Origin of the sequence: Pantoea anthophila (genome assembly GCF_026104315.1) — a bacterium.
GTDB lineage: Bacteria > Pseudomonadota > Gammaproteobacteria > Enterobacterales > Enterobacteriaceae > Pantoea > Pantoea anthophila.
Genome location: NZ_CP110473.1, coordinates 3,784,261 through 3,805,189, shown reverse-complemented (window position 1 = coordinate 3,805,189; position 20,929 = coordinate 3,784,261). Strand labels below are relative to the sequence as shown.

17 protein-coding genes, 4 tRNA genes and 1 other RNA gene are annotated in these 20,929 nt (G+C 56.9%); 19 read left to right on the top strand and 3 right to left on the bottom strand.

Annotated features, from left to right (window positions below):
- Window positions 1-29: 29 nt before the first annotated feature.
- Window positions 30-1,514, bottom strand: a complete 1,485-nt coding sequence (gppA, locus tag OJ965_RS20230) for a guanosine-5'-triphosphate,3'-diphosphate diphosphatase (RefSeq protein ID WP_046100947.1) — start codon at window positions 1,512-1,514, stop codon at window positions 30-32.
- 6 nt (window positions 1,515-1,520) lie between these two features.
- The gene (rhlB, locus tag OJ965_RS20225; RefSeq protein ID WP_009088417.1) at window positions 1,521-2,813 is read right to left on the bottom strand and encodes an ATP-dependent RNA helicase RhlB; all 1,293 of its coding nucleotides are present in this window, start codon (window positions 2,811-2,813) and stop codon (window positions 1,521-1,523) included.
- 117 nt (window positions 2,814-2,930) lie between these two features.
- Between rhlB and trxA the strand changes: the two genes are divergently transcribed.
- The 19 genes from trxA to OJ965_RS20130 all read left to right on the top strand — a co-directional run bounded on the left by trxA (window position 2,931) and on the right by OJ965_RS20130 (window position 18,672).
- Window positions 2,931-3,263, top strand: coding sequence for a thioredoxin TrxA (gene trxA, locus OJ965_RS20220; RefSeq protein WP_003851963.1), 333 nt, complete (start codon window positions 2,931-2,933; stop codon window positions 3,261-3,263).
- A 351-nt stretch (window positions 3,264-3,614) separates the two neighbouring features.
- Window positions 3,615-4,874 carry a transcription termination factor Rho gene (gene rho, locus OJ965_RS20215; protein WP_003851960.1) on the top strand — a complete coding sequence of 420 codons (1,260 nt, stop codon included), beginning with the start codon at window positions 3,615-3,617 and terminating at the stop codon, window positions 4,872-4,874.
- Window positions 4,875-5,154: 280 nt separating this feature from the next.
- Window positions 5,155-6,234: a UDP-N-acetylglucosamine--undecaprenyl-phosphate N-acetylglucosaminephosphotransferase gene (gene wecA / locus OJ965_RS20210; RefSeq protein WP_033736131.1), complete on the top strand. Its 1,080-nt coding sequence runs from the start codon at window positions 5,155-5,157 to the stop codon at window positions 6,232-6,234.
- A gap of 30 nt (window positions 6,235-6,264) precedes the next feature.
- Window positions 6,265-7,314 carry an ECA polysaccharide chain length modulation protein gene (wzzE, locus tag OJ965_RS20205; protein ID WP_009088421.1) on the top strand — a complete coding sequence of 350 codons (1,050 nt, stop codon included), beginning with the start codon at window positions 6,265-6,267 and terminating at the stop codon, window positions 7,312-7,314.
- A gap of 10 nt (window positions 7,315-7,324) precedes the next feature.
- Complete coding sequence (gene wecB, locus OJ965_RS20200) at window positions 7,325-8,455, top strand: non-hydrolyzing UDP-N-acetylglucosamine 2-epimerase (RefSeq protein ID WP_009088424.1); 1,131 nt, start codon at window positions 7,325-7,327, stop codon at window positions 8,453-8,455.
- On the top strand, window positions 8,452-9,711 hold the full coding sequence (gene wecC / locus OJ965_RS20195; RefSeq protein ID WP_265137630.1) for a UDP-N-acetyl-D-mannosamine dehydrogenase: 1,260 nt from the start codon (window positions 8,452-8,454) through the stop codon (window positions 9,709-9,711). The genes wecB and wecC overlap by 4 nt, the downstream gene beginning before the upstream one ends.
- Window positions 9,708-10,778 carry a dTDP-glucose 4,6-dehydratase gene (gene rfbB, locus OJ965_RS20190; protein WP_265137628.1) on the top strand — a complete coding sequence of 357 codons (1,071 nt, stop codon included), beginning with the start codon at window positions 9,708-9,710 and terminating at the stop codon, window positions 10,776-10,778. The genes wecC and rfbB overlap by 4 nt, the downstream gene beginning before the upstream one ends.
- A gap of 19 nt (window positions 10,779-10,797) precedes the next feature.
- Entirely contained in the window at window positions 10,798-11,679 is an 882-nt protein-coding gene (gene rfbA, locus OJ965_RS20185) for a glucose-1-phosphate thymidylyltransferase RfbA (RefSeq protein ID WP_140029652.1), read from the top strand.
- The gene (rffC, locus tag OJ965_RS20180) at window positions 11,657-12,364 is read left to right on the top strand and encodes a dTDP-4-amino-4,6-dideoxy-D-galactose acyltransferase (protein ID WP_265137626.1); all 708 of its coding nucleotides are present in this window, start codon (window positions 11,657-11,659) and stop codon (window positions 12,362-12,364) included. The genes rfbA and rffC overlap by 23 nt, the downstream gene beginning before the upstream one ends.
- Window positions 12,351-13,481: a dTDP-4-amino-4,6-dideoxygalactose transaminase gene (gene rffA / locus OJ965_RS20175; protein ID WP_009088429.1), complete on the top strand. Its 1,131-nt coding sequence runs from the start codon at window positions 12,351-12,353 to the stop codon at window positions 13,479-13,481. Before rffC ends, rffA begins: the two co-directional genes overlap by 14 nt.
- Window positions 13,481-14,731 carry a lipid III flippase WzxE gene (gene wzxE, locus OJ965_RS20170; protein ID WP_265137625.1) on the top strand — a complete coding sequence of 417 codons (1,251 nt, stop codon included), beginning with the start codon at window positions 13,481-13,483 and terminating at the stop codon, window positions 14,729-14,731. Before rffA ends, wzxE begins: the two co-directional genes overlap by 1 nt.
- On the top strand, window positions 14,728-15,795 hold the full coding sequence (gene wecF, locus OJ965_RS20165) for a TDP-N-acetylfucosamine:lipid II N-acetylfucosaminyltransferase (protein WP_265137623.1): 1,068 nt from the start codon (window positions 14,728-14,730) through the stop codon (window positions 15,793-15,795). The genes wzxE and wecF overlap by 4 nt, the downstream gene beginning before the upstream one ends.
- Window positions 15,792-17,135 carry an ECA oligosaccharide polymerase gene (gene wzyE, locus OJ965_RS20160; protein WP_265137621.1) on the top strand — a complete coding sequence of 448 codons (1,344 nt, stop codon included), beginning with the start codon at window positions 15,792-15,794 and terminating at the stop codon, window positions 17,133-17,135. Before wecF ends, wzyE begins: the two co-directional genes overlap by 4 nt.
- A gap of 25 nt (window positions 17,136-17,160) precedes the next feature.
- A complete protein-coding gene (gene wecG / locus OJ965_RS20155; protein WP_111208480.1) occupies window positions 17,161-17,901 on the top strand; it encodes a lipopolysaccharide N-acetylmannosaminouronosyltransferase in 741 nt (246 codons plus the stop codon).
- Window positions 17,902-18,059: 158 nt separating this feature from the next.
- A tRNA-Arg gene (locus tag OJ965_RS20150) sits at window positions 18,060-18,136 on the top strand.
- 98 nt (window positions 18,137-18,234) lie between these two features.
- Window positions 18,235-18,310: transfer RNA gene (locus OJ965_RS20145), tRNA-His, on the top strand.
- A 16-nt stretch (window positions 18,311-18,326) separates the two neighbouring features.
- Window positions 18,327-18,413: transfer RNA gene (locus OJ965_RS20140), tRNA-Leu, on the top strand.
- A gap of 20 nt (window positions 18,414-18,433) precedes the next feature.
- Window positions 18,434-18,510, top strand: a tRNA-Pro gene (locus tag OJ965_RS20135).
- 32 nt (window positions 18,511-18,542) lie between these two features.
- Window positions 18,543-18,672: non-coding RNA, RtT sRNA (locus OJ965_RS20130), on the top strand.
- Window positions 18,673-19,730: 1,058 nt separating this feature from the next.
- On the opposite strand, the gene hemY is transcribed toward OJ965_RS20130, so the two are convergent.
- On the bottom strand, window positions 19,731-20,927 hold the full coding sequence (gene hemY, locus OJ965_RS20125; protein WP_009088436.1) for a protoheme IX biogenesis protein HemY: 1,197 nt from the start codon (window positions 20,925-20,927) through the stop codon (window positions 19,731-19,733).
- Window positions 20,928-20,929 lie beyond the last annotated feature (2 nt).

Sequence of the window (20,929 nt, the reverse complement as noted above, 5' to 3'; positions counted from 1 at the left end):
GCGAAGGTGATTCGCCTCAGACGCAGGTATTACGACAGGGTTAACAACCAGTGGACATAGGACTGATAGTGGCTCTCCTGCTCCAGCAGCTCGCTGCGCAGCGGATGCGCTTCCAGCCAGCCAGCGGGCAGGGTCAGATGCAGGGCATCATCGTCCGCCTGGAGTCGTACCGCTGGCAGGGTGTCATCGCGGCGGCGGGTAGAGAAAATAATCGCCAGCCGCAGCAGACGGCACATCCGTTCCGCCAGACGCGGCGGCAGGGCGTTTTGCTGGGTCAGCAGCGCCAGATCGATGCTGCCGCTCTGGTTTTGTAGCAGGCAGGCCAGCAGCTTCTTCTGCGCCGGTGTAAAGCCGGGCAGATCGAGATGACGCACCAGGTAAGCCGCATGCTGTGGCGCATGCCGGAAGTCGACGCTGAGGCCGATTTCGTGGATCGCACAGGCGCTGAGCAGCAGCTCACGACAGCGCTGATCCAGCTTCCACGAGGTGGAAACCTGACGGAAGAAGCTCTCCGCCAGCTGACGCACACGATCCGCCTGTTCAACATCAATGCTGAACCGGCGCTGGACGTTGTGAAGCGTGCGGGTGCGGATATCGCGGTCGACAGGCAAATGCAGCATGCCGTAGACCAGCCCTTCACGCAGCGCGCCGCCCGCCAGGGTCATGCTATCGATATTGAGCGTCTGGAAAATGGCGATCAGGATCGACAGGCCGCTGGGGAACACCAGCGCCCGTTCCAGCGTCAGCCCTTCGATTTCAAGCTCTTCCAGTTTGCCGCACTGGATTGCGCGCTGTTTAAGCTGCTGCAGCTTGCTCAGCGTGATGCGCTCATCCATGCCCTGCGCCACCATAATCTCCTGCAGCGCCTGGACCGTGCCGGACGCACCGACACAGGCCTGCCAGCCCTGCTGACGCAGCTGCGCGGCGACAGGCTGGATCATCTCACGGGCAGCCTGCTCCGCCTGGTCAAAATTCTCTTTTGCCAGATGACGATCGCTGAAGAAGCGCTCCAGCCAGGTGACACAGCCCATCGACAGACTGAACAACACCGACGCGTGCGAACCATCGCCAGTTGCCAGCTCGGTACTGCCGCCACCGATATCCACCACCAGACGCTGGTCGGAGCCGCCCGTGGTGTGAGCCACGCCCTGATAAATCAGGCGCGCCTCTTCTTCACCGCTGATGACGTTGATGGTGCAGCCAAGAATCTGCTGGGCGGTATCGAGGAAGGTCTGCGCATTCGCGGCCAGACGCAGCGTGGCGGTCGCCACCACGCGAATCTGATCGGGGGGAATATCCTGCAGTTGCTCAGAGAAGAGCCGGAGGCATTGCCAGCCACGCGCCATGGCTTCGGCTGACAACTGATTACTGGCATCCAGACCGGCGGCAAGGCGAACCTTGCGCTTAATTTTTGCCACGGTCTGAATACTGCCAGAGACCTCGCGCACCACCAACATATGAAAGCTGTTAGACCCTAAATCAATCGCTGCATAAAGTGACGACGCGCTGAGCATGGTGGCCTAACCTGAACGTTTACGGTTGTTGTTGCGTGGCGCACCGCGACGGTTAGCGTTATTGCCTCCACGGCGTGGGCCATTGCCGGAACGGCTGCGCTGCAGACGCTTAGGCGGCGGTAAATCGGTTAGCAGGGCTTCGCTGCTGTACTTACTGACCGGAATGCTGTGACCAATGTACTCTTCAATCGACGGCAGATTCAGCGCGTACTCTTCACAGGCCAGGCTGATAGAGTGTCCGCTGGCACCTGCACGACCGGTACGGCCAATGCGGTGAACGTAATCTTCACAGTCATCAGGCAGATCGTAGTTAAAGACGTGGGTGACCGCCGGGATGTGCAGACCACGGGCAGCAACGTCAGTCGCGACCAGAATATCCACGTCCCCTTTGGTGAAGTCATCAAGAATGCGCAGGCGCTTCTTCTGTGCCACATCGCCGGTCAGCAGGCCAACGCGGTGACCATCAGCGGCCAGGTGGCCCCAGATATCTTCACAGCGGTGCTTGGTGTTTGCGAAGACAATGGCGCGATCCGGCCACTCTTCTTCCAGCAGGGTCTGCAGCAGGCGCATTTTCTCTTCGTTAGACGGATAGAAAAGCTCTTCCTGGATGCGATGGCCGGTTTTCTGCTCCGGTTCCACTTCAACATATTCCGCGCTGTTCATGTGCTCGAACGCCAGTTCACGAACGCGATAAGAGAGCGTTGCTGAGAACAGCATGCTCAGGCGCTGGGTGGCAGGCGGCATACGGCGGAACAGCCAGCGAATATCTTTAATAAAGCCGAGATCGAACATGCGATCGGCTTCGTCCAGCACCATGACCTGGATGGCACCGAGGTTAACGTGATTCTGCTTCGCGTAGTCGATCAGGCGACCGGTGGTGGCCACCAGAATATCTACGCCCTGTTCCAGCACTTTCAGCTGTTTATCATAACCGTCTCCGCCATAGGCGAGACCCAGTTTCAGGCCGGTTGAGGCGGTAAGGGGTTCGGCATCTGCATGAATCTGCACAGCAAGTTCACGCGTTGGCGCAAGAATAAGTGCCCGTGGCTGATTAACCTGACGACCTTCCGCCGCAGGATAAGAGAGAAGATGATGAAACGTTGACGTCAGAAACGCCATCGTTTTGCCGGTACCGGTTTGCGCCTGGCCTGCAACATCACGCCCTGAAAGCGTAAAAGGCAGAGCTAACGCCTGAATCGGCGTGCAGTATTGAAAGCCTTTACTATCAAGGGCTTCAACCACTTTAGGGTGCAGGGCGAAGTCGGAAAACTTCTGTTCAGTTAAGTGTGTTTTGCTCATAGTGTGGTAGAATATCAGCTTACTATCGCTTTACGAAAGCGTATCCGATGAAATAAAGTCAACCAACATTGGTATATATTACGCCAATTCGCCAGGCATAATCTTGTGGAGTAAAACATGAGCAGCGATAAAATCGTTCATCTGACTGATGACAGTTTCGACACCGACGTGCTGAAAGCCGACGGCGTTACACTGGTAGATTTCTGGGCTGAATGGTGTGGTCCTTGCAAAATGATCGCGCCAATCCTTGATGAAGTTGCAGAAGAGTATGATGGCAAGCTGACCATCGCTAAGCTGAATATTGACGATAACCCAGGCACGGCACCGAAGTATGGCATTCGTGGTATCCCGACGCTGCTGCTGTTCAAAAATGGCGAAGTCGCCGCGACCAAAGTGGGCGCGCTGTCTAAAGGCCAGCTGAAAGAGTTCCTGAACGCCAACCTGGCGTAATGCAGGACTGAATGTCTGGCAGTGGTGAATTTATCTCCTGCTGCTGGACGTTCGCTTTCAGGCGTGCTAATTTACTCACACTGCATTACGAACTTACCTTGTAGTTAGCATCTAAAGTTTTCCCTTGTTGAACCCATTCGCCCTGTACCTTATAAAGATAGAACGGTTCAGCAATCTTACGGTTAGCTCCAACTCTGGCATTACATTCGGACATCTCCCTGCATACCGATCGCCATTCCATTCGATGATCGTCGGGAAGAGCCGAAAAGAGCCATTAACGGCATGGATTAGTTGCCATACCATTCACGACAAACATTCCGAGTATTACCCCGAGTTTAAGAACCCATCACTATGAATCTTACCGAATTAAAGAATACGCCGGTTGCTGAGCTGATTACTCTCGGCGAAAATATGGGGCTGGAAAATCAGGCTCGCATGCGCAAGCAGGACATTATCTTTTCAATCCTGAAGCAGCACGCGAAGAGCGGCGAAGACATCTTCGGTGATGGCGTGCTGGAGATTCTTCAGGATGGATTTGGATTCCTCCGTTCCGGAGACAGCTCCTACCTCGCCGGCCCTGATGATATCTACGTTTCCCCCAGCCAAATCCGCCGCTTCAACCTCCGCACTGGTGACACCATCTCTGGCAAAATCCGTCCACCGAAAGAAGGTGAACGCTATTTTGCGCTGCTGAAAGTTAACGAAGTTAACTACGACAAGCCGGAAAACGCGCGTAATAAGATTCTGTTCGAAAACCTCACGCCGCTGCACGCCAACAAGCGTCTGCGTATGGAACGGGGTAATGGTTCAACGGAAGATTTAACGGCCCGCGTTCTGGATCTGGCGTCACCGATCGGTCGTGGTCAGCGTGGTCTGATCGTTGCACCGCCGAAAGCCGGTAAAACCATGCTGCTGCAGAACATCGCGCAGAGCCTGGCGTACAACTACCCGGACTGCGTGCTGATGGTCCTGCTGATCGATGAGCGTCCGGAAGAAGTGACCGAGATGCAGCGTCTGGTCAAAGGTGAAGTCATTGCCTCAACCTTCGATGAGCCGGCGTCACGCCACGTTCAGGTTGCGGAAATGGTCATCGAGAAAGCTAAGCGCCTGGTTGAGCATAAGAAAGATGTCATCATCCTGCTCGACTCCATCACCCGTCTGGCGCGTGCTTATAACACCGTAGTGCCGGCGTCAGGTAAAGTCCTGACCGGTGGTGTGGATGCCAACGCCCTGCATCGTCCAAAGCGTTTCTTTGGTGCTGCACGTAACGTGGAAGAGGGCGGCAGCCTGACCATCATCGCTACCGCGCTGGTTGATACCGGTTCGAAGATGGACGAAGTGATTTACGAAGAGTTCAAGGGTACCGGTAACATGGAACTGCATCTCGCCCGTAAAATCGCTGAAAAACGTGTCTTCCCGGCGATCGACTACAACCGCTCCGGTACACGTAAAGAAGAGCTGCTTACCTCTCAGGAAGAGCTGCAGAAGATGTGGATCCTGCGTAAGATCATTCACCCGATGGGCGAAATCGACGCCATGGAGTTCCTCATCAACAAACTGGCGATGACGAAAACCAACGATGAATTCTTCGACATGATGAAGCGTTCATAATCTGATACGGCCAGGCCGGACCACTGATTCGGCTTTTTTAATCCAGATTTGCAGAAAATCGCCCTTACGCCACGTCCCGACGTGGCGTTTTTCATTTGTGAGCTATAGGATTGAACACTGGCAGGAGCATTTATAATGACTGTGGTAGTGATGGCGAATTTTTGACCGTTCGTCTGTCTCTTGATGCAGAATTCGGAATCCGACACAGCGATAAACGCGCTTTTTCGCGTATTGTTGTGCGGGATGTTAGCTGAGAGCGTTTAACGTGAATTTACTCACTATGAGTACTGAGCTTGGTTTAATTTTTCTCTTTTCACTGGCTTTCCTCTTTTTTGCTCGAAAAGCAGCTAAAAAAATTGGTTTAGTTGATAAGCCTAACTCACGTAAACGCCATCATGGCGCGATTCCGTTGGTGGGCGGCATTTCCGTGTTCGCAGGGATCTGCTTCACGTTCGCGATTACCAACTACTATCTGCCACACGCGCTGCTCTATCTGGGCTGTGCTGGTGTGCTGGTGCTGGTCGGGGCGCTCGACGATCGCTTTGATATCAGCGTTAAAATCCGCGCCGTGGTGCAGGCGCTGGTCGCTGTCGTCATGATGGTGGGGGCAAAACTCTATCTGCTGAGTCTGGGCTTTATCGTCGGTCCGTTCGAGCTGATCGTGGGACCCTTTGGCTATGTGCTGACGCTGTTCGCCGTCTGGGCCGCGATTAACGCCTTTAATATGGTGGATGGCATCGACGGTCTGCTGGGCGGCCTCTCCTCAGTGACCTTTGCCGCTATGGGCATTATCCTCTACTTCGACGGACAGACCAGCCTGGCGATGTGGTGCTTTGCGATGATCGCCGCCACGCTGCCCTATATTCTGCTCAACCTGGGCTTTCTTGGCCGCCGCTTTAAAGTCTTTATGGGTGACGCCGGCAGCACCATGATCGGCTTCACCATCATCTGGATTCTGCTGGAAACCACCCAGGGTCTGAGTCACCCCATCACGCCGGTGACCGCCCTCTGGCTCATCGCCATTCCCCTGATGGATATGGTGGCGATCATGTATCGCCGTCTGCGCAAAGGCATGAGCCCGTTCTCGGCTGACCGTCAGCACATCCACCATCTGATTATGCGCGCCGGCTTCAGCTCGCGTCAGGCCTTTGTGCTGATTACCGTGGCGGCCGCGATTCTCGCCGGTATCGGGGTGCTGGGTGAGTATCTGGCGTTTATCCCTGAGTGGGTGATGCTGCTGCTTTTCCTGGGCGCGTTCATGGTTTATGGCTACTGCCTGAAACATGCATGGCGCGTGGCGCGGCGTATCCGTCGCATCAAGCGCCGTCTGAGCCATCATCGCGAAGCAAAAAATAAATGAACCCGATGCTGATTAAAGGATATCTCTGCCATGCCTTCTGACGTTGTGGACAACGAACTGGATCTTCGCGGCTTAGGCTGCCGGTTATGGCGTGGCAAGCGCTGGATTGTGGGGCTGGCCCTGCTGTTTGCCCTGGTCGCCTGGCTGGCGACGCTGCTGCTGAAACAGGTCTGGAGCACCACGGCGATCACCGATCGTCCGACGGTAAATATGCTGGGCTCCTACTATGCACAGCAGCAGTTTCTGACCAACCTGGATGTGCGCAACAACGCGTTAACCCTGGCGGCACCCTCGCCAACGGTGATGGATGAGGTCTATCAGGAGTTCATCATGCAGCTCGCCTCGTGGGATACGCGTCGCGAGTTCTGGCAGCAAACCGACTACTACAAGAGTCGTAAAACCGGCAACGCACACAACGATGCCGCGCTGCTTGACGACATGATCGGCAACATTCTCTTCACCCCGGCGGACGCGGCACATAACCTGCCGGACAATGTCAGACTCAAAGCGGAAACCGCAGGCGACGCCAACAACCTGCTGCGTCAGTATATTGCCTACGCCAGCGAGCGTGCCGCACGTCATCTGAATGATGAGTTAAAAGGGGCCTGGCAGGCGCGCACCGATCAGTTGCAGGCGCAGGTAAAACGTCAGGAAGATGTGGCGAACGCCGTATTCCAGCGCCAGCAGCACCGTCTGGAGCAGGCGCTGAAGATCGCCAGTCAGCAGGGTATCAATGAGAAACAGACGCGCGAAGCGGGTGAAAATCTGGCGGACAGCGATCTCTTCCTGCTGGGCCAGCCCGTGCTGCAGGGACAGCTTGAAACCCTGCGTGCCACCGGTCCCAGCTTCGATATCAGCTATGATCAAAACAGAGCTATGCTGGCCACGCTGCAGACCGGACCCAGACTGAACAGCCAGTTCCAGACTTACCGTTATCTGCGTACGCCGGAAGAGCCGGTATCACGTGACAGCCCGCGACGTCTGTTCATGATGATTATGTGGGGTGCCGTTGGGGCATTAACCGGCGCGGGCGTGGCGCTGGCACGTCGTCCGCGTCTGATGTCAGACACGCATGATTGAGAGAAATAGTGTGAAAGTTCTGACCGTATTTGGTACTCGCCCCGAAGCGATAAAAATGGCCCCGCTGGTTCAGGCGCTGGCGCAGGATCCCGCGTTTGAATCACGGCTGTGCGTCACCGCCCAGCATCGCGAAATGCTCGATCAGGTGCTGCGTCTGTTCAGACTGCAGCCGGACTACGATCTCAACATCATGCGGCCTGAGCAGGGGCTGACGGAGATCACCTGTCGCATCTTAGAGGGCATGAAAACCGTTCTGCTCGACTTCCGGCCCGACATCGTGCTGGTGCACGGCGACACGACCACCACGCTGGCGGCGAGTCTGGCCGCCTTTTATCATCAGATTCCGGTTGGCCATGTGGAAGCCGGGCTGCGCACCGGCGATCTCGCATCGCCGTGGCCGGAAGAGGGCAACCGTAAGCTGACCGGCCATCTCGCCCGCCTGCATTTCACCCCGACCTCGCGCTCGCGACAGAATCTGCTGCAGGAAAATCTCGCCGACTCACGCATTATCGTGACCGGCAATACGGTTATTGACGCGCTGCTGTGGGTACGTGATCGGGTGCTGGATGACACCAATCTGAATGCGCAGCTGGCCGCGCGCTATCCGTTTCTCGATCCGGAGAAGAAACTGGTACTGGTCACCGGTCATCGTCGTGAAAGCTTTGGCGGCGGATTTGAACGGATCTGCAGCGCGCTGGCGCAGATTGCCCGCCAGCATCCGGAAGCGCAGATTGTCTATCCGGTGCACCTCAATCCCAATGTCAGCGAACCGGTTAACCGGATACTCAGCGGCATTGAAAATATCATTCTGATCGAACCGCAGGAGTATCTGCCTTTTGTCTGGCTGATGAACCGCGCCTGGTTAATCCTCACCGACTCCGGCGGTATCCAGGAAGAGGCGCCGTCGCTGGGTAAACCGGTGCTGGTGATGCGCGACACCACCGAGCGGCCGGAAGCGGTCGATGCCGGCACCGTGAAACTGGTAGGAACTGATGTCGCCACTATCGTGGCCAGCGTGAGCGAACTGCTGAGCGACGATGAGGCCTGGCAGGCGATGAGCCATGCCCATAATCCTTATGGCGATGGCAAAGCCTGCGGTCGTATTTTACAAGCCTTAAAAGATAACCGAGCCGAATTATGAGTTTTGAAACCATCTCCGTGATTGGACTGGGATACATTGGGCTGCCGACGGCAGCCGTTTTTGCCTCAAAGGGAAAAAAAGTGGTGGGCGTGGATATCAACGCGCGCGCCGTGGAAACCATCAACCGTGGCGCGATTCACATCGTGGAGCCCGATTTAGATCAGGTGGTACATGCTGCCGTCACGCGTGGCGACCTGCGTGCCACCACCCAGCCTGAGCCTGCGGACGCCTTTCTTATTGCCGTGCCGACCCCGTTCAAAGATGACCATCAGCCCGACCTGCGCTTTGTGAAAGCCGCCGCAGAGTCGATAGCCTCCGTGCTGAAGAAGGGCGATCTGGTGATTCTGGAGTCGACGTCGCCGGTTGGCAGCACGGAACAGATGGCCGACTGGCTGGCGGCGGCGCGTCCCGATCTGCGTTTTCCGCAGCACGGTGAGACGCCCGATGTCTTCGTCGCCTACTGCCCGGAGCGCGTACTGCCGGGTCAGGTGATGGTCGAACTGATCAATAATGACAGGGTCATCGGCGGCATGACACCCGCCTGTTCCGCCCGCGCCAGCGAGCTGTATCGCATTTTCCTGAAAGGCGAGTGTGTGGAAACCAACGCCCGCACCGCCGAGATGTGCAAGCTGACTGAGAACAGCTTCCGCGATGTGAACATCGCCTTTGCCAATGAGCTGTCGCTGATTTGCGCCGATCAGGGGATCAACGTCTGGGAGCTGATTGCGCTGGCGAATCGCCATCCGCGCGTCAACATTCTGCAGCCAGGGCCGGGCGTCGGGGGACACTGTATCGCCGTCGATCCCTGGTTCATCGTGGCGCAGAATCCCGAACTAGCCCGTCTGATCCGCACCGCGCGCGAGGTCAATGATGCCAAGCCGCAGTGGGTGCTGGACCAGGTAAAAACCGCGCTGGCGGAGTGCCTGACCCAGACCGGCAAGCGCGCCAGCGATATCACCATCGCCTGCTTCGGACTGGCTTTTAAACCCAATATTGACGATCTGCGCGAAAGCCCGGCGGTGGGCGTGGCGCAGAAGATTGCGGAGTGGCACCGCGGCACAACCTGGGTGGTTGAGCCTCACATTGCGCAGATCGCTGACGCGCTGGCAGGCAAAGCTGAGCTGGTCCCGGGCGAGCAGGCGCTGGCCCAGGCCGATATTCTGGTGATGCTGGTGGATCATCGCGCCTTCCGCGCCATCGATGCCGCTCAGGTACAGCAGCAATGGATTGTCGACACCAAAGGTGTGTGGCGATGAGGCGTTTTCTGATCACCGGTGGTGCCGGGTTTATCGGTTCGGCACTGGTGCGCTTTCTGATCGCAGAAACCGATCATCAGGTAGTGGTGGTTGATAAACTCAGTTACGCCGGAAATCTGGCCTCACTCGCCAGTGTTGCCGACTCGCCGCGCTTTCATTTTGAGCAGGTGGATATCTGCGATCGTCCGGCGCTCGATCAGGTTTTTGCCCGTTATCAGCCAGACTGCGTGATGCATCTTGCGGCTGAGAGCCACGTTGATCGTTCAATAGATGGCCCGGTGGCCTTTATCGAAACCAATATTGTCGGGACCTATCAGTTGCTGGAAGCGGCACGTTTCTACTGGCAGAAGCTGGATGATGCGCGCAAAAACGCCTTTCTGTTCCACCATATCTCGACCGATGAAGTCTTTGGCGACCTGCATGACAGCCAGGCTTACTTCACCGAAATCACGCCTTATGCTCCCAGCAGTCCTTACGCCGCCAGTAAAGCCAGCAGCGACCATTTAGTGCGGGCCTGGCTGCGAACCTACGGGTTACCTGCGCTGGTCACGAACTGTTCAAATAATTACGGTCCCTGCCATTTCCCGGAAAAACTGATTCCGCTGACCATCATCAATGCACTGGCCGGAAAACCATTGCCGGTTTACGGCAACGGACAGCAGATTCGTGACTGGCTCTACGTCGAAGATCACGCCCGCGCACTCTATCAGGTGGTGAGTCAGGGCAAACCTGGCGAAACCTACAATATTGGCGGCCATAACGAGCGTCGTAATATTGAGGTCGTTGAGACGATTTGCAGTCTGCTTGAAGAGCTGGCAGCAGAACGAAAACCTGCAGGGCTGGCGCATTTCCGCGATCTGATTACCTATGTCACTGACCGTCCGGGCCACGATCTGCGCTACGCCATTGATGCCAGTAAAATTGCGCATGAACTTGGCTGGAAGCCGCAGGAGACCTTTGAAAGCGGTATGCGTAAGACCGTGGCGTGGTATCTGGCCAATTCCAGCTGGTGGCAGGCTATTCTCGATGGCCGTTATCAGGGTGAACGTCTCGGCTTATCGCAATAAATCCGCGTAAGGAGCAGCGATGAAAGGCATCATTTTAGCGGGCGGGTCGGGTACGCGGTTGCACCCGATAACGCGTGCAGTCTCGAAGCAACTTCTGCCGGTTTACGACAAACCGATGATCTATTACCCGCTCTCTGTGCTGATGCTGGCGGGGATTCGCGACATCCTGCTCATTACGACACCGGACGATCGGATGCAGTTTGAACGTCTGCTGGGCGATGGCAGCGAATTCGGGATACGCCTCAGCTATGCGGTGCAGCCCAGTCCTGACGGGCTGGCGCAGGCATTTATTATCGGCGAATCCTTTATCGGTGATGACAGTTGCTGTCTGGTTCTGGGTGATAACCTCTATTTTGGCCAGGGTTTCAGTCCTAAGCTACGGAAAGTCGTGGAACAGAATCAGGGCGCAACGGTGTTCGGGTATCAGGTCATGGACCCGGAGCGTTTCGGTGTGGTGGAGTTTGACGACAACTTCAAGGCGATCTCGATTGAAGAGAAGCCAGAAAAGCCGAAGTCGCGCTGGGCGGTAACCGGACTCTATTTTTACGACAATCAGGTGATTGAGTTTGCGAAACAGGTCAGGCCTTCAGCGCGGGGCGAGCTGGAAATCACCGCGATTAACCAGATGTACCTGGATCGGGGGGAGCTGACAGTCGAACTGCTGGGACGCGGCTTTGCCTGGCTGGACACCGGCACCCATGACAGTCTGGTAGAAGCCAGCATGTTTGTGCAGACCGTGGAGAAACGGCAGGGCTTTAAAATTGCCTGTCTGGAGGAGATCGCCTGGCGTAACGGCTGGCTGAGTGACGAGCAGCTGCGCGCCGCGGGTGACGCGTTGACGAAAACCGGCTACGGCCAATACCTGCTGGATTTATTACATGCCCGTCCACGTCAATATTAATCCCCTCAGCTGGGAGAGCGCATTCTTCGGTGTTGAGACGGTGCGGCTGGAGCTGCAAGGCGACACCCCACTGAAACAGGCGCTGCGCCATCCCTGTGCACTGATGCAGATGAAAGTCGCTGCGGGTGAAACGGCGCTGATCGATACGCTGCAGCAGCATCAGTTCCAGCTGGTGGAGGGCGAGGCCGATCTGACGCTGGCGATTGACCAGACGGAGCGGCAGGCGGGTATTCGCATTGCGCGTGAGGCACAGATCCCCTCTCTGCGTGACGCCGCGTCGCAGCTCTTCAGTCAGAGCCGCTTTCGTGCGCCCTGGTATGCGCCGGACGCCAGCGGTCGCTTTTATGCGCAGTGGATTGAAAATGCGGTGCGCGGGGCGTTTGACGATCAGTGCCTGGTCGCCTGCGATGCCGCGGGTGGAGTGCAGGGCTTTGTTTCGCTGCGTGCGGTGGAGGGCGATGCCCGCATCGGCCTGCTCGGCGTCCTGCCCGACGCACAGGGACAGGGACTGGGTCAGCGACTGATGCTGGCGGCGGCGGACTGGGCGCGGGTCAGGCAGCTCGCGCAGCTTCGGGTAGCGACTCAGCTCAGCAATCTTACGGCGATGCGCCTCTATTTACGCAGCGGTGCCCGGCTCGACAGCACCGCCTACTGGTTTTACAGGAAAGGTCATGATTCCATTTAATGCGCCGCCCGTGGTGGGCACAGAAATTGAGTATATGCAGTCGGCGATGAGCAGCGGCAAGCTGTGCGGCGACGGCGGCTTTACCCGCCGCTGCCAGCAGTGGATGGAGCAGCGTTTCGGCAGTAAAAAAGTGCTGCTGACCCCCTCCTGTACCGCTTCGCTGGAGATGGCGGCGCTGCTTATCGATCTGCAGCCTGGCGATGAAGTGATCATGCCGAGCTACACCTTTGTCTCTACCGCCAATGCCTTTGTGCTGCGCGGCGCGCGTATCGTCTTTGTCGATGTCCGCCCGGACACCATGAATATTGATGAGACCCTGATTGAAGCGGCCATCACAGAAAAAACCCGTGCCATTGTCCCGGTGCACTACGCAGGCGTCGCCTGTGAAATGGACACCATCATGGCGCTGGCGGCAAAACATAAGCTGTTTGTCATCGAAGATGCGGCGCAGGGTGTGATGTCACGCTACAAAGGCCGTGCGCTGGGTACCATCGGCCATATCGGCTGCTTCAGCTTTCATGAAACCAAGAACTACACGGCGGGTGGCGAAGGAGGGGCAACCCTGATTAACGACGCCAGTCTGGTCGAGCGCGCCGAAATCGTGCGGGAAAAGGGCACGAACCGCAGCCAGTTCTTCCGCGGTCAGGTCGATAAATACACCTGGCGCGATATGGGGTCGAGCTTCCTGATGGCCGATCTGCAGGCGGCCTACCTCTGGGCACAGCTGGAAGCGGCTGAACGCATTAACCAGCAGCGTTTACGTATCTGGCAGCGTTATTATGAGGCGCTTCAGCCACTGGCGGCACAGGGACGCATTGACCTGCCCGTGATCCCTGCCAGCTGCGAACATAATGCCCATATGTTTTACATCAAGCTGCGCGATCAGGATGATCGTCAGGCGTTGATTAACTGGATGAAGGAAGCCGAGATACTGACGGTCTTCCACTATATTCCGCTGCACAGTTCGCCCGCCGGTGAGCGCTTCTCGCAGTTTGTCGGGGAGGATCGCTTTACCACAGCGGAAAGCGAACGCCTGCTGCGCCTGCCGCTGTTTTATAACCTGTCAGATAATAATCAGAGCACGGTTATCAGCTCACTGCTGAGCTTCTTTTCCTGATGTCATTAGCCAGAGCCTCAGTGTGGACCGCGTCGTCCACGCTGGTAAAAATTGTGTCTGGTCTGCTGGTGGTAAAACTGCTGGCGGTCAGCTTCGGTCCTGAAGGTGTGGGGCAGGCGGGGAACTTTCGTCAGCTGATTACCGTGCTGGGTGTACTGGCCGGGGCGGGCATCTTCAACGGTGTCACCACGTATGTGGCGCAGTATCAGCAGCAGCCCGGCCAGCTACGGGCGCTGGTGGGCACGGCATCAGCCATGGTGCTGGGCTTTTCCGGCGCGCTGGCGCTGCTGTTTTTGCTGGCGGCGGCCCCGATCAGCACGGCGCTGTTTGGTCATGACCGCTATCAGGGCGTTATCCGCGTGGTCGCTTTCCTTCAGCTCGGCATCGCCTGGGCCAACTTTACGCTGGCGCTGCTGAAGGGGTATCGCGACGCGCGCGGCAATGCGCTGGCGCTGATCGCTGGCAGCCTGATTGGGGTCATGGGCTATCTGGTCTGCTGGTGGCTGGGTGGCTATCAGGGCGCACTGACCGGTCTGGCGCTGGTGCCGGCCCTGCTGCTGCTGCCGGCACTGGTGATGCTGAAACGCCGCGCGCCGCTGCCGCTGAGCTGGCTGCGTCCGCAATGGCATCCTGAGCTGGCGCGCAATCTGGCGAAATATACCCTGATGGCGCTGATCACGGCGGTAACCCTGCCGGTGGCCTGGGTGCTGATGCGTAACCTGCTGGCAGAGCAGCAGGGCTGGGCGCAGGTCGGCCTGTGGCAGGGCGTGACCAGCATTTCCGATGCCTATCTGCAGTTTATTACCGCCACCTTCAGCGTCTGGCTGCTGCCGACCCTGGCACGGCTCGATAACAAGCGCGACATCGCGCGGGAAATTGGCCGGGCACTGCGCTTTGTGCTGCCTGCCGTGGCCGTCGCCAGCCTGGCTGTCTGGATGCTGCGCGATTTCGCCATCAGCCTGCTTTTCTCCGAAGCCTTTCGCGGGATGCGCGATCTCTTTGTCTGGCAACTGTGCGGCGATGTTTTTAAAGTTGGCGCCTATGTTTTCGGATATCTGGTTATCGCCAAAGCCTCGCTGCGCTTTTATGTTCTGACTGAGATCAGCCAGTTTCTGTTACTGACCCTGTTCTCACGCTGGCTGATCCCGTTACATGGCGCAACGGGGGCCGCACAGGCCTATATGCTGACCTACATGGCTTACTTTGCCCTGTGTTGTGGCGCTTTTATTGTTTACTGTCGGAAAAAATGAGTTTAATTCACGTTCTGGGATCGGATATTCCCCATCACAACCTCACGGTGCTGCGCTTTTTTAACGACGTTCTCAGCGTCGAGCAGCCTGCGGCTTCGCCACGCCATTTTATGGTGGTGACCGGGCAGCCCGAGAGTCTGGCCCCCTTCACAGCATTGCGGATCGACTGTTTTGCCAGTAAGAAAGCGCTGGCGCAGGCGGTAGTGCAGCGGGCAAAAAATCGTCAGCAGCGTTTCTTCTGTCACGGCCAGTTTAACCCGTGGATCTGGCTGGCACTGCTTAGCGGTAAGCTGCGCCGCTCACAGCTGTTCTGGCATGTCTGGGGAGCCGATCTTTATGAAGACTCACGCAGCCTGAAGTTCCGCCTGTTCTATCACATTCGCCGGTTAGCTCAGGGGCGGGTGGCACAGGTTTTTGCCACCCGTGGAGACCTGTACCACTTTCAGCAGCGGCATCCCCGGGTGCCGGGTTCACTGCTCTATTTTCCGACCCGAATGCCTGCCGCCGCCGTGAAGGCTGATCCGACGGAACCGTTCACGCTGCTGCTGGGCAACTCGGGCGATCCGAGTAACCGCCATATTGAAGGCTTAAAAGCGATTCACGCGCAGTTTGGTGAGCAGGTGCGTATTGAGGTGCCGCTGGGTTATCCGCCGGGCAATGAGGCTTATATCAGCCAGATTCAGGCCGCAGCGGATACGCTGTTCCCGCAGGGGCAGGTGAACCTGATACGTGAAAATATGGCGTTTGAAGCCTATCTGGCGCTGCTGGCGCGCTGCCACGTCGGCTATTTTATGTTTGAACGTCAGCAGGGGGTAGGCACACTCTGCCTGCTGATCCAGGCGAACGTGCCGTTTGTGCTGACCCGCAAAAATCCATTCTGGCGCGATGTGGCAGAGCAGCAGTTGCCGGTCCTGTTCAGCGAAGATACGCTGTCGCCTGCTGTTATCGCCGAGGCGCGTCGCCAGCTTATGACCTGTGATAAAGCGGCGATCGCCTTTTTCACTCCCGGTTATCTGGCAGGCTGGCGGGCAGCGTTACAGCTCAGCGAAGGGGAAAAGTCATGAGTCTTATGCAGTTTGGCGGCCTGCTGATGGTCTATCTGCTGTCGCTGGGTTTCATTCTGACCCTGACCTGGCGGGAGTTTAAGCGTGTCCGTTTTAACTTCCACCTCTTTTTCACGCTGCTGTTTTTACTGACCTTCTACTTCGGCTTTCCGCTGACCTCCCTGCTGGTGTTCCGGTTTCATGTTGAGGTGGTGCCGGTCGAAAACCTGCTGGAGGCGCTGCTCTCGGCCACGGCGTTTTATGCCATCTATTACGTCAGTTATAAGGTGCGGCTGAAGCGGGCCAATGCACCGCCTGCAAAACCCTGGCTGCAGATGAACCGGGTCGAAACCCACCTGACCTGTGTGATTCTGGCGCTGGTGGCGCTGGGCACCGTTACGGTGTTCTTTATTCACAACGGTTTTCTGCTGTTCCGCCTGACGGCCTATAACCAGATCTTCTCCAGCGAAGTGTCGGGCGTGGCGCTGAAGCGCTTCTTCTATTTTTTTATTCCGGCGATGCTGATCCCCTATTTTCTGCGTCCTACGCGTCGCAACTGGCTGCTGTTTCTGGTGGTGACGGTGGCCTTTGGCCTGCTGACCTACGCGCTGGTGGGCGGGACTCGCGCCAATATCATCATTGCGTTTGCGCTGTTCCTGTTTATCGGTATCACGCGCGGCTGGATCACCCTGTGGATGCTGGCAACGGCGGGGGTGATGGCTATCGCGGGAATGTTCTGGCTGGCGCTGCGCCGCTATAACCTGGACGTTATGGGCGATGAAGCGTTTTACACCTTCCTTTATCTGACGCGGGATACGTTCTCACCGTGGGAGAATCTGGCCCTGCTGCTGGATAACTACGCCAGGATAGAGTTTCAGGGGCTGGCACCGCTGTGGCGCGATTTCTACGTGTTTATTCCCACCTGGCTGTGGCCGGATCGGCCGCTGACCGTGCTGAACAGCGCGAACTACTTCACCTGGGAAGTGCTGGATAACCATTCGGGCCTGGCCATTTCCCCGACGCTGATCGGCTCGCTGGTGGTCATGGGCGGCGTCTGGGCGATTCCGATCGGTGCCGTGGCGGTGGGGATGATTATTAAAGCCTTTGATGCGATCTACCAGCGTGGCTGCCGTGAGGCCAACCGCTACAGCGGTGCTATCCTGCAAAGCTTCTGTTTTGGTGCGGTCTTTAACATGATCGTGCTGGCACGCGAAGGGCTGGATGCCTTCGGTTCACGCGTGGTGTTTTTCTGCATCATTTTTGCTGCCTGTCTGGGCCTGGCTAAATTACTTTTCTGGTTACTGGATCGCGCAGGTTTAATTCGCGACCGCAGTGGACGGGTGCTACACAGCCCGCTCTGATTAACCTCTGGGATTAACGGAAGATATGACACAGTTAACGGATACGCCGCAGTACCGGATCCGCGGCGTTGACCTGTATGGCTTCGAAAATATGTCGTCGGCGGTGAGCTTTCTGATGCCGCCGCAGAGCGTACGCAGCGGCATTCTGGTGGCGATCAATGCGGAGAAGATCCTGACCGCCGAGCGGGATGAGGGATTACGCACGCTGCTGGCGCAGGCGGAGTATGCCTATGCCGATGGCATCAGCATTGTGCGCTCGATCCGTAAAAAGTATCCGCAGGCGTCAGTGCAGCGTATTGCCGGCGCGGATTTATGGGAGGCGCTGATGGAACGCGCCGGGCGGGAAGGGACGCCGGTGTTTTTGGTGGGTGGTCGCCAGCAGGTGCTGGATGAGACCTGCGCGAAGCTGCGTCGTCAGTGGAATGTGAATATTGTCGGGGCGCAGGATGGCTATTTTGCGCCAGCGGACCAGGATGCCCTGTTTGCCCGGATTGCCGCCAGCGGCGCAAAGCTGGTGACCGTGGCGCTGGGGTCGCCGCGCCAGGAACTGCTGATGCTGGCGTGCCGCGCACACTGGCCGGATGCGCTTTATATGGGGGTAGGGGGAACCTACGACGTCTTCACCGGCCATGTGAAGCGCGCGCCCAGAATCTGGCAGCGGCTGGGGCTGGAGTGGCTCTACCGTCTGATTCGGCAGCCGAGCCGCCTGCGCAGGCAGTTAAAACTGCTTAAATATTTGCGCTATCACTGGCGCGGCGATCTCTGATATCGCTGATAAATGCCGCATTTTTACGCACGGCGAGCGCGGAAATGTACTATTTGTCGACGAAATGCACAAAGCGTAATCAAACGCGCCTTTTTATTTAAAAAGCACTAGACACGATGGGCGCTTATCTCTAGTATGCACATCCGCAACGGCGCTACGCGCCCGTAGCTCAGCTGGATAGAGCGCTGCCCTCCGGAGGCAGAGGTCTCAGGTTCGAATCCTGTCGGGCGCGCCATATCGTTTGTGCGCATGAGCTTCGGTGGTTGATTTACCGCGGTTGGCAGTAAAGATTTACATGCTGCAGGTCTTTGACTTGTAACATTAAGTACAGTGGTGGCTATAGCTCAGTTGGTAGAGCCCTGGATTGTGATTCCAGTTGTCGTGGGTTCGAGTCCCATTAGCCACCCCAGATTTTGCTGGGATACGCGAAGGTGGCGGAATTGGTAGACGCGCTAGCTTCAGGTGTTAGTGTCTTAACGGACGTGAGGGTTCAAGTCCCTCTCTTCGCACCAGGCAAAACAGTTAAAAAAATCGGCGAGTAGCGCAGCTTGGTAGCGCAACTGGTTTGGGACCAGTGGGTCGGAGGTTCGAATCCTCTCTCGCCGACCATTTTTAGAAACCTGTCTGAAAAGACAGGTTTTTTTTCGTCTGAAAAAAAGAGGATGAGAACCTCCGAAGGAGGTTTGAGCCGAGCGTAGCGAGACAACGTTGCTTCAGCAACGGCCCGGAGGGCGCTGCTCGCAGAGCAGTGTAATCCTCTCTCGCCGACCATTTTTAGAAACCTGTCTGAAAAGACAGGTTTTTTTTCGTCTGTAGAAAAGTGGGTGAGGACCTTTGCAGAAGGTTCAGGCAGGTACGGCGAGATAAGTTTGCTGTAAATCTGAGCCTGCGAAGGGAACACGGTCAGATCGGAAAGTCGCTTAAGCCATCCATGGCCGCTCGGCCCACGCGATTATGCACCTCATCCATGAGGTGCGCCCGTTGCCGGGCCAACGCGTTGCGTTGTTCAAAAACGCTCCCGGCGTTTTTGTCCCTGCGTGGGACGCTTTCCTCCTCTGCCCGTGTTACCTGTACGTTGAGCTTCTTCATTGCTGTAAACCCTCTGAAGCTTATGTCAGTACTTAATGCATCTGCCAGACTTAAAGCGAAGGGAGCATACGCCTGTAGCAAAGCATAGCGGGCCAGGGATGGCCCGCGCTGAGCCTGCCATGGATGGCGTCTTTTGCGTCTTTGCGAAAGGCGTATACTCCCTGAAGCCCGCACTGTGGTGAGAGCGGGCGGTGCGGTGGCAACCAAAGCTACTCTGCTTTTATATGGCCAACAGTCTGAGCAGCGTCGGGAATCGCAGACAAATAAATCATTGTTATTGTTACGTTAACAGAGAGATTGACCTTGTTGTCTCCATTCTGAGACAGAGAAAAGGTCAGCTGTCGCCGGATACCGACACTTATCCGGCATTTGCTCCGCTGAAGCACTCAGCCTCTTCGATAACATAATGATTTAAAATATTTTTTAAAATAACCTTCAAACTGGCACGGCTTGTGCAATACTCCTGCTGTAGATGCTCATTCCACCTCTTATGTCTGCTGATGCTGCATAAACCTGGGAATGATGCAGAGCCAATTTTAGGTACCTGTTGTCTGCCTGCCTGCATCGCGTAAGCCTTACAGGATTACCAGACACCACGTTGAGTCGGGTACCTCCCGGTTGTCTTACCGACCTGATCTTACACCTGCCACTGGCAGGTGTTTTTTTTCCTGAGGAGAAGGAGCGGCAGATTGCGGGCACAAAAAAGCCGGGCGAGCCCGGCTTAGTTAGCTTTGCGCCTGTCAGGCGCCAGGATTATTTTTCAGCGTCAGCAGTAAGCCTTCACGGCGCATCTTCGCGGCCTCTTCCGGACGATGCAGACGATCATACACATCCGCCAGCCACGCATAATCGAATGCGTCAGGACGCTGTGCCAGCGCCTGCTGCAGAGCATCCGCTGCCTGCTGCCACTCTCCATGACGCATCAGCAACTGCCCCAGCGTGCTGTGCAGCAGCGGCGTTGCGCCATGCTGTTTGATCTGCTGACGTAAGGCCTTCTCAAGTGCTTCCGGATTGCCGCTTTTAATGCGGGGCATCAGCAGCACCAGACGATCGTCATAATGACGCTTGAGGCCTTCCAGCACGATCGACTGCGCGGTGTCATGATCGTTGCACTCAATCAGGTGATCCGCCATGGCGACCTGCAGCGTGGTATCCTGACGGGTCTTACGGCTCAGCGTATTCCACCAGCGTTTCAGACCGTCACTGCCCTGATCGGCCATCGCCTGATTCATCAGGCCCAGCCAGGCCTGCTGCTGCAACGCGTCGCGATGGAGGTCGTCGCCGACCTGCGCTTTCTGCATCGCAGGCAGAATATCCAGCAGCGCACTCCAGGCGCCGGTACGGACATAGGCCTGTTCAGCCAGACGCAGCACTTCAGGATGACGCGGTGCCACTTCCAGCAAACGATCGATGCTGTGACGTGCAGCGTGATCTTCATTGCGCGCCAGCTGAATACGTGCGCGGGCAATTTCTACCGGAATAGTATTGTTTTCGGACAGCTCTGCCGCGCGTTCAAGATGCTGATTGGCACGCACTTCATCACCGCGCTGCTGCGCGGCTTCCGCAGCCAGCAGGTAGTTTGCTACCGGCACATCCGCGTGATCGGCATCTTTAGAGAGCAGTTTTTCCGCCTGACGGTGGTCACCTTCCGCCAGCTTCATCAGCGCAGTCTGCGTATGACGCTGGGCGCGGCGGCGTTTACGTCCGGTAAACCAGCCCCGGGTGCGTGCGCCGGTTCGCAGCACGCGACGCAGCAGCCACTCCACGGCCAGAATCACCAGCAGGCTGAGAATAAGGATAATCACCAGCCCGGTGACGCTGGTTTCGATATTCCAGTTATCAGTCTGAATCAGCACATAGCCCTGATGACCGGCAATCATCGGTCCCAGTACCACGCCCGCAATCAGCAGGATAAAGAGGATAAATACCTTAAGCATGC

Bases quoted from the DNA above. Each gene is read 5' to 3' on its own strand.
- gppA (WP_046100947.1), bottom strand. From the start codon at position 1,514: ATGCTCAGCGCGTCGTCACTTTATGCAGCGATTGATTTAGGGTCTAAC.
- rhlB (WP_009088417.1), bottom strand. From the start codon at position 2,813: ATGAGCAAAACACACTTAACTGAACAGAAGTTTTCCGACTTCGCCCTG.
- trxA (WP_003851963.1), top strand. From the start codon at position 2,931: ATGAGCAGCGATAAAATCGTTCATCTGACTGATGACAGTTTCGACACC.
- rho (WP_003851960.1), top strand. From the start codon at position 3,615: ATGAATCTTACCGAATTAAAGAATACGCCGGTTGCTGAGCTGATTACT.
- wecA (WP_033736131.1), top strand. From the start codon at position 5,155: ATGAGTACTGAGCTTGGTTTAATTTTTCTCTTTTCACTGGCTTTCCTC.
- wzzE (WP_009088421.1), top strand. From the start codon at position 6,265: ATGCCTTCTGACGTTGTGGACAACGAACTGGATCTTCGCGGCTTAGGC.
- wecC (WP_265137630.1), top strand. From the start codon at position 8,452: ATGAGTTTTGAAACCATCTCCGTGATTGGACTGGGATACATTGGGCTG.
- rfbB (WP_265137628.1), top strand. From the start codon at position 9,708: ATGAGGCGTTTTCTGATCACCGGTGGTGCCGGGTTTATCGGTTCGGCA.
- rfbA (WP_140029652.1), top strand. From the start codon at position 10,798: ATGAAAGGCATCATTTTAGCGGGCGGGTCGGGTACGCGGTTGCACCCG.
- rffC (WP_265137626.1), top strand. From the start codon at position 11,657: ATGCCCGTCCACGTCAATATTAATCCCCTCAGCTGGGAGAGCGCATTC.
- rffA (WP_009088429.1), top strand. From the start codon at position 12,351: ATGATTCCATTTAATGCGCCGCCCGTGGTGGGCACAGAAATTGAGTAT.
- wzxE (WP_265137625.1), top strand. From the start codon at position 13,481: ATGTCATTAGCCAGAGCCTCAGTGTGGACCGCGTCGTCCACGCTGGTA.
- wecF (WP_265137623.1), top strand. From the start codon at position 14,728: ATGAGTTTAATTCACGTTCTGGGATCGGATATTCCCCATCACAACCTC.
- wzyE (WP_265137621.1), top strand. From the start codon at position 15,792: ATGAGTCTTATGCAGTTTGGCGGCCTGCTGATGGTCTATCTGCTGTCG.
- wecG (WP_111208480.1), top strand. From the start codon at position 17,161: ATGACACAGTTAACGGATACGCCGCAGTACCGGATCCGCGGCGTTGAC.
- hemY (WP_009088436.1), bottom strand. From the start codon at position 20,927: ATGCTTAAGGTATTTATCCTCTTTATCCTGCTGATTGCGGGCGTGGTA.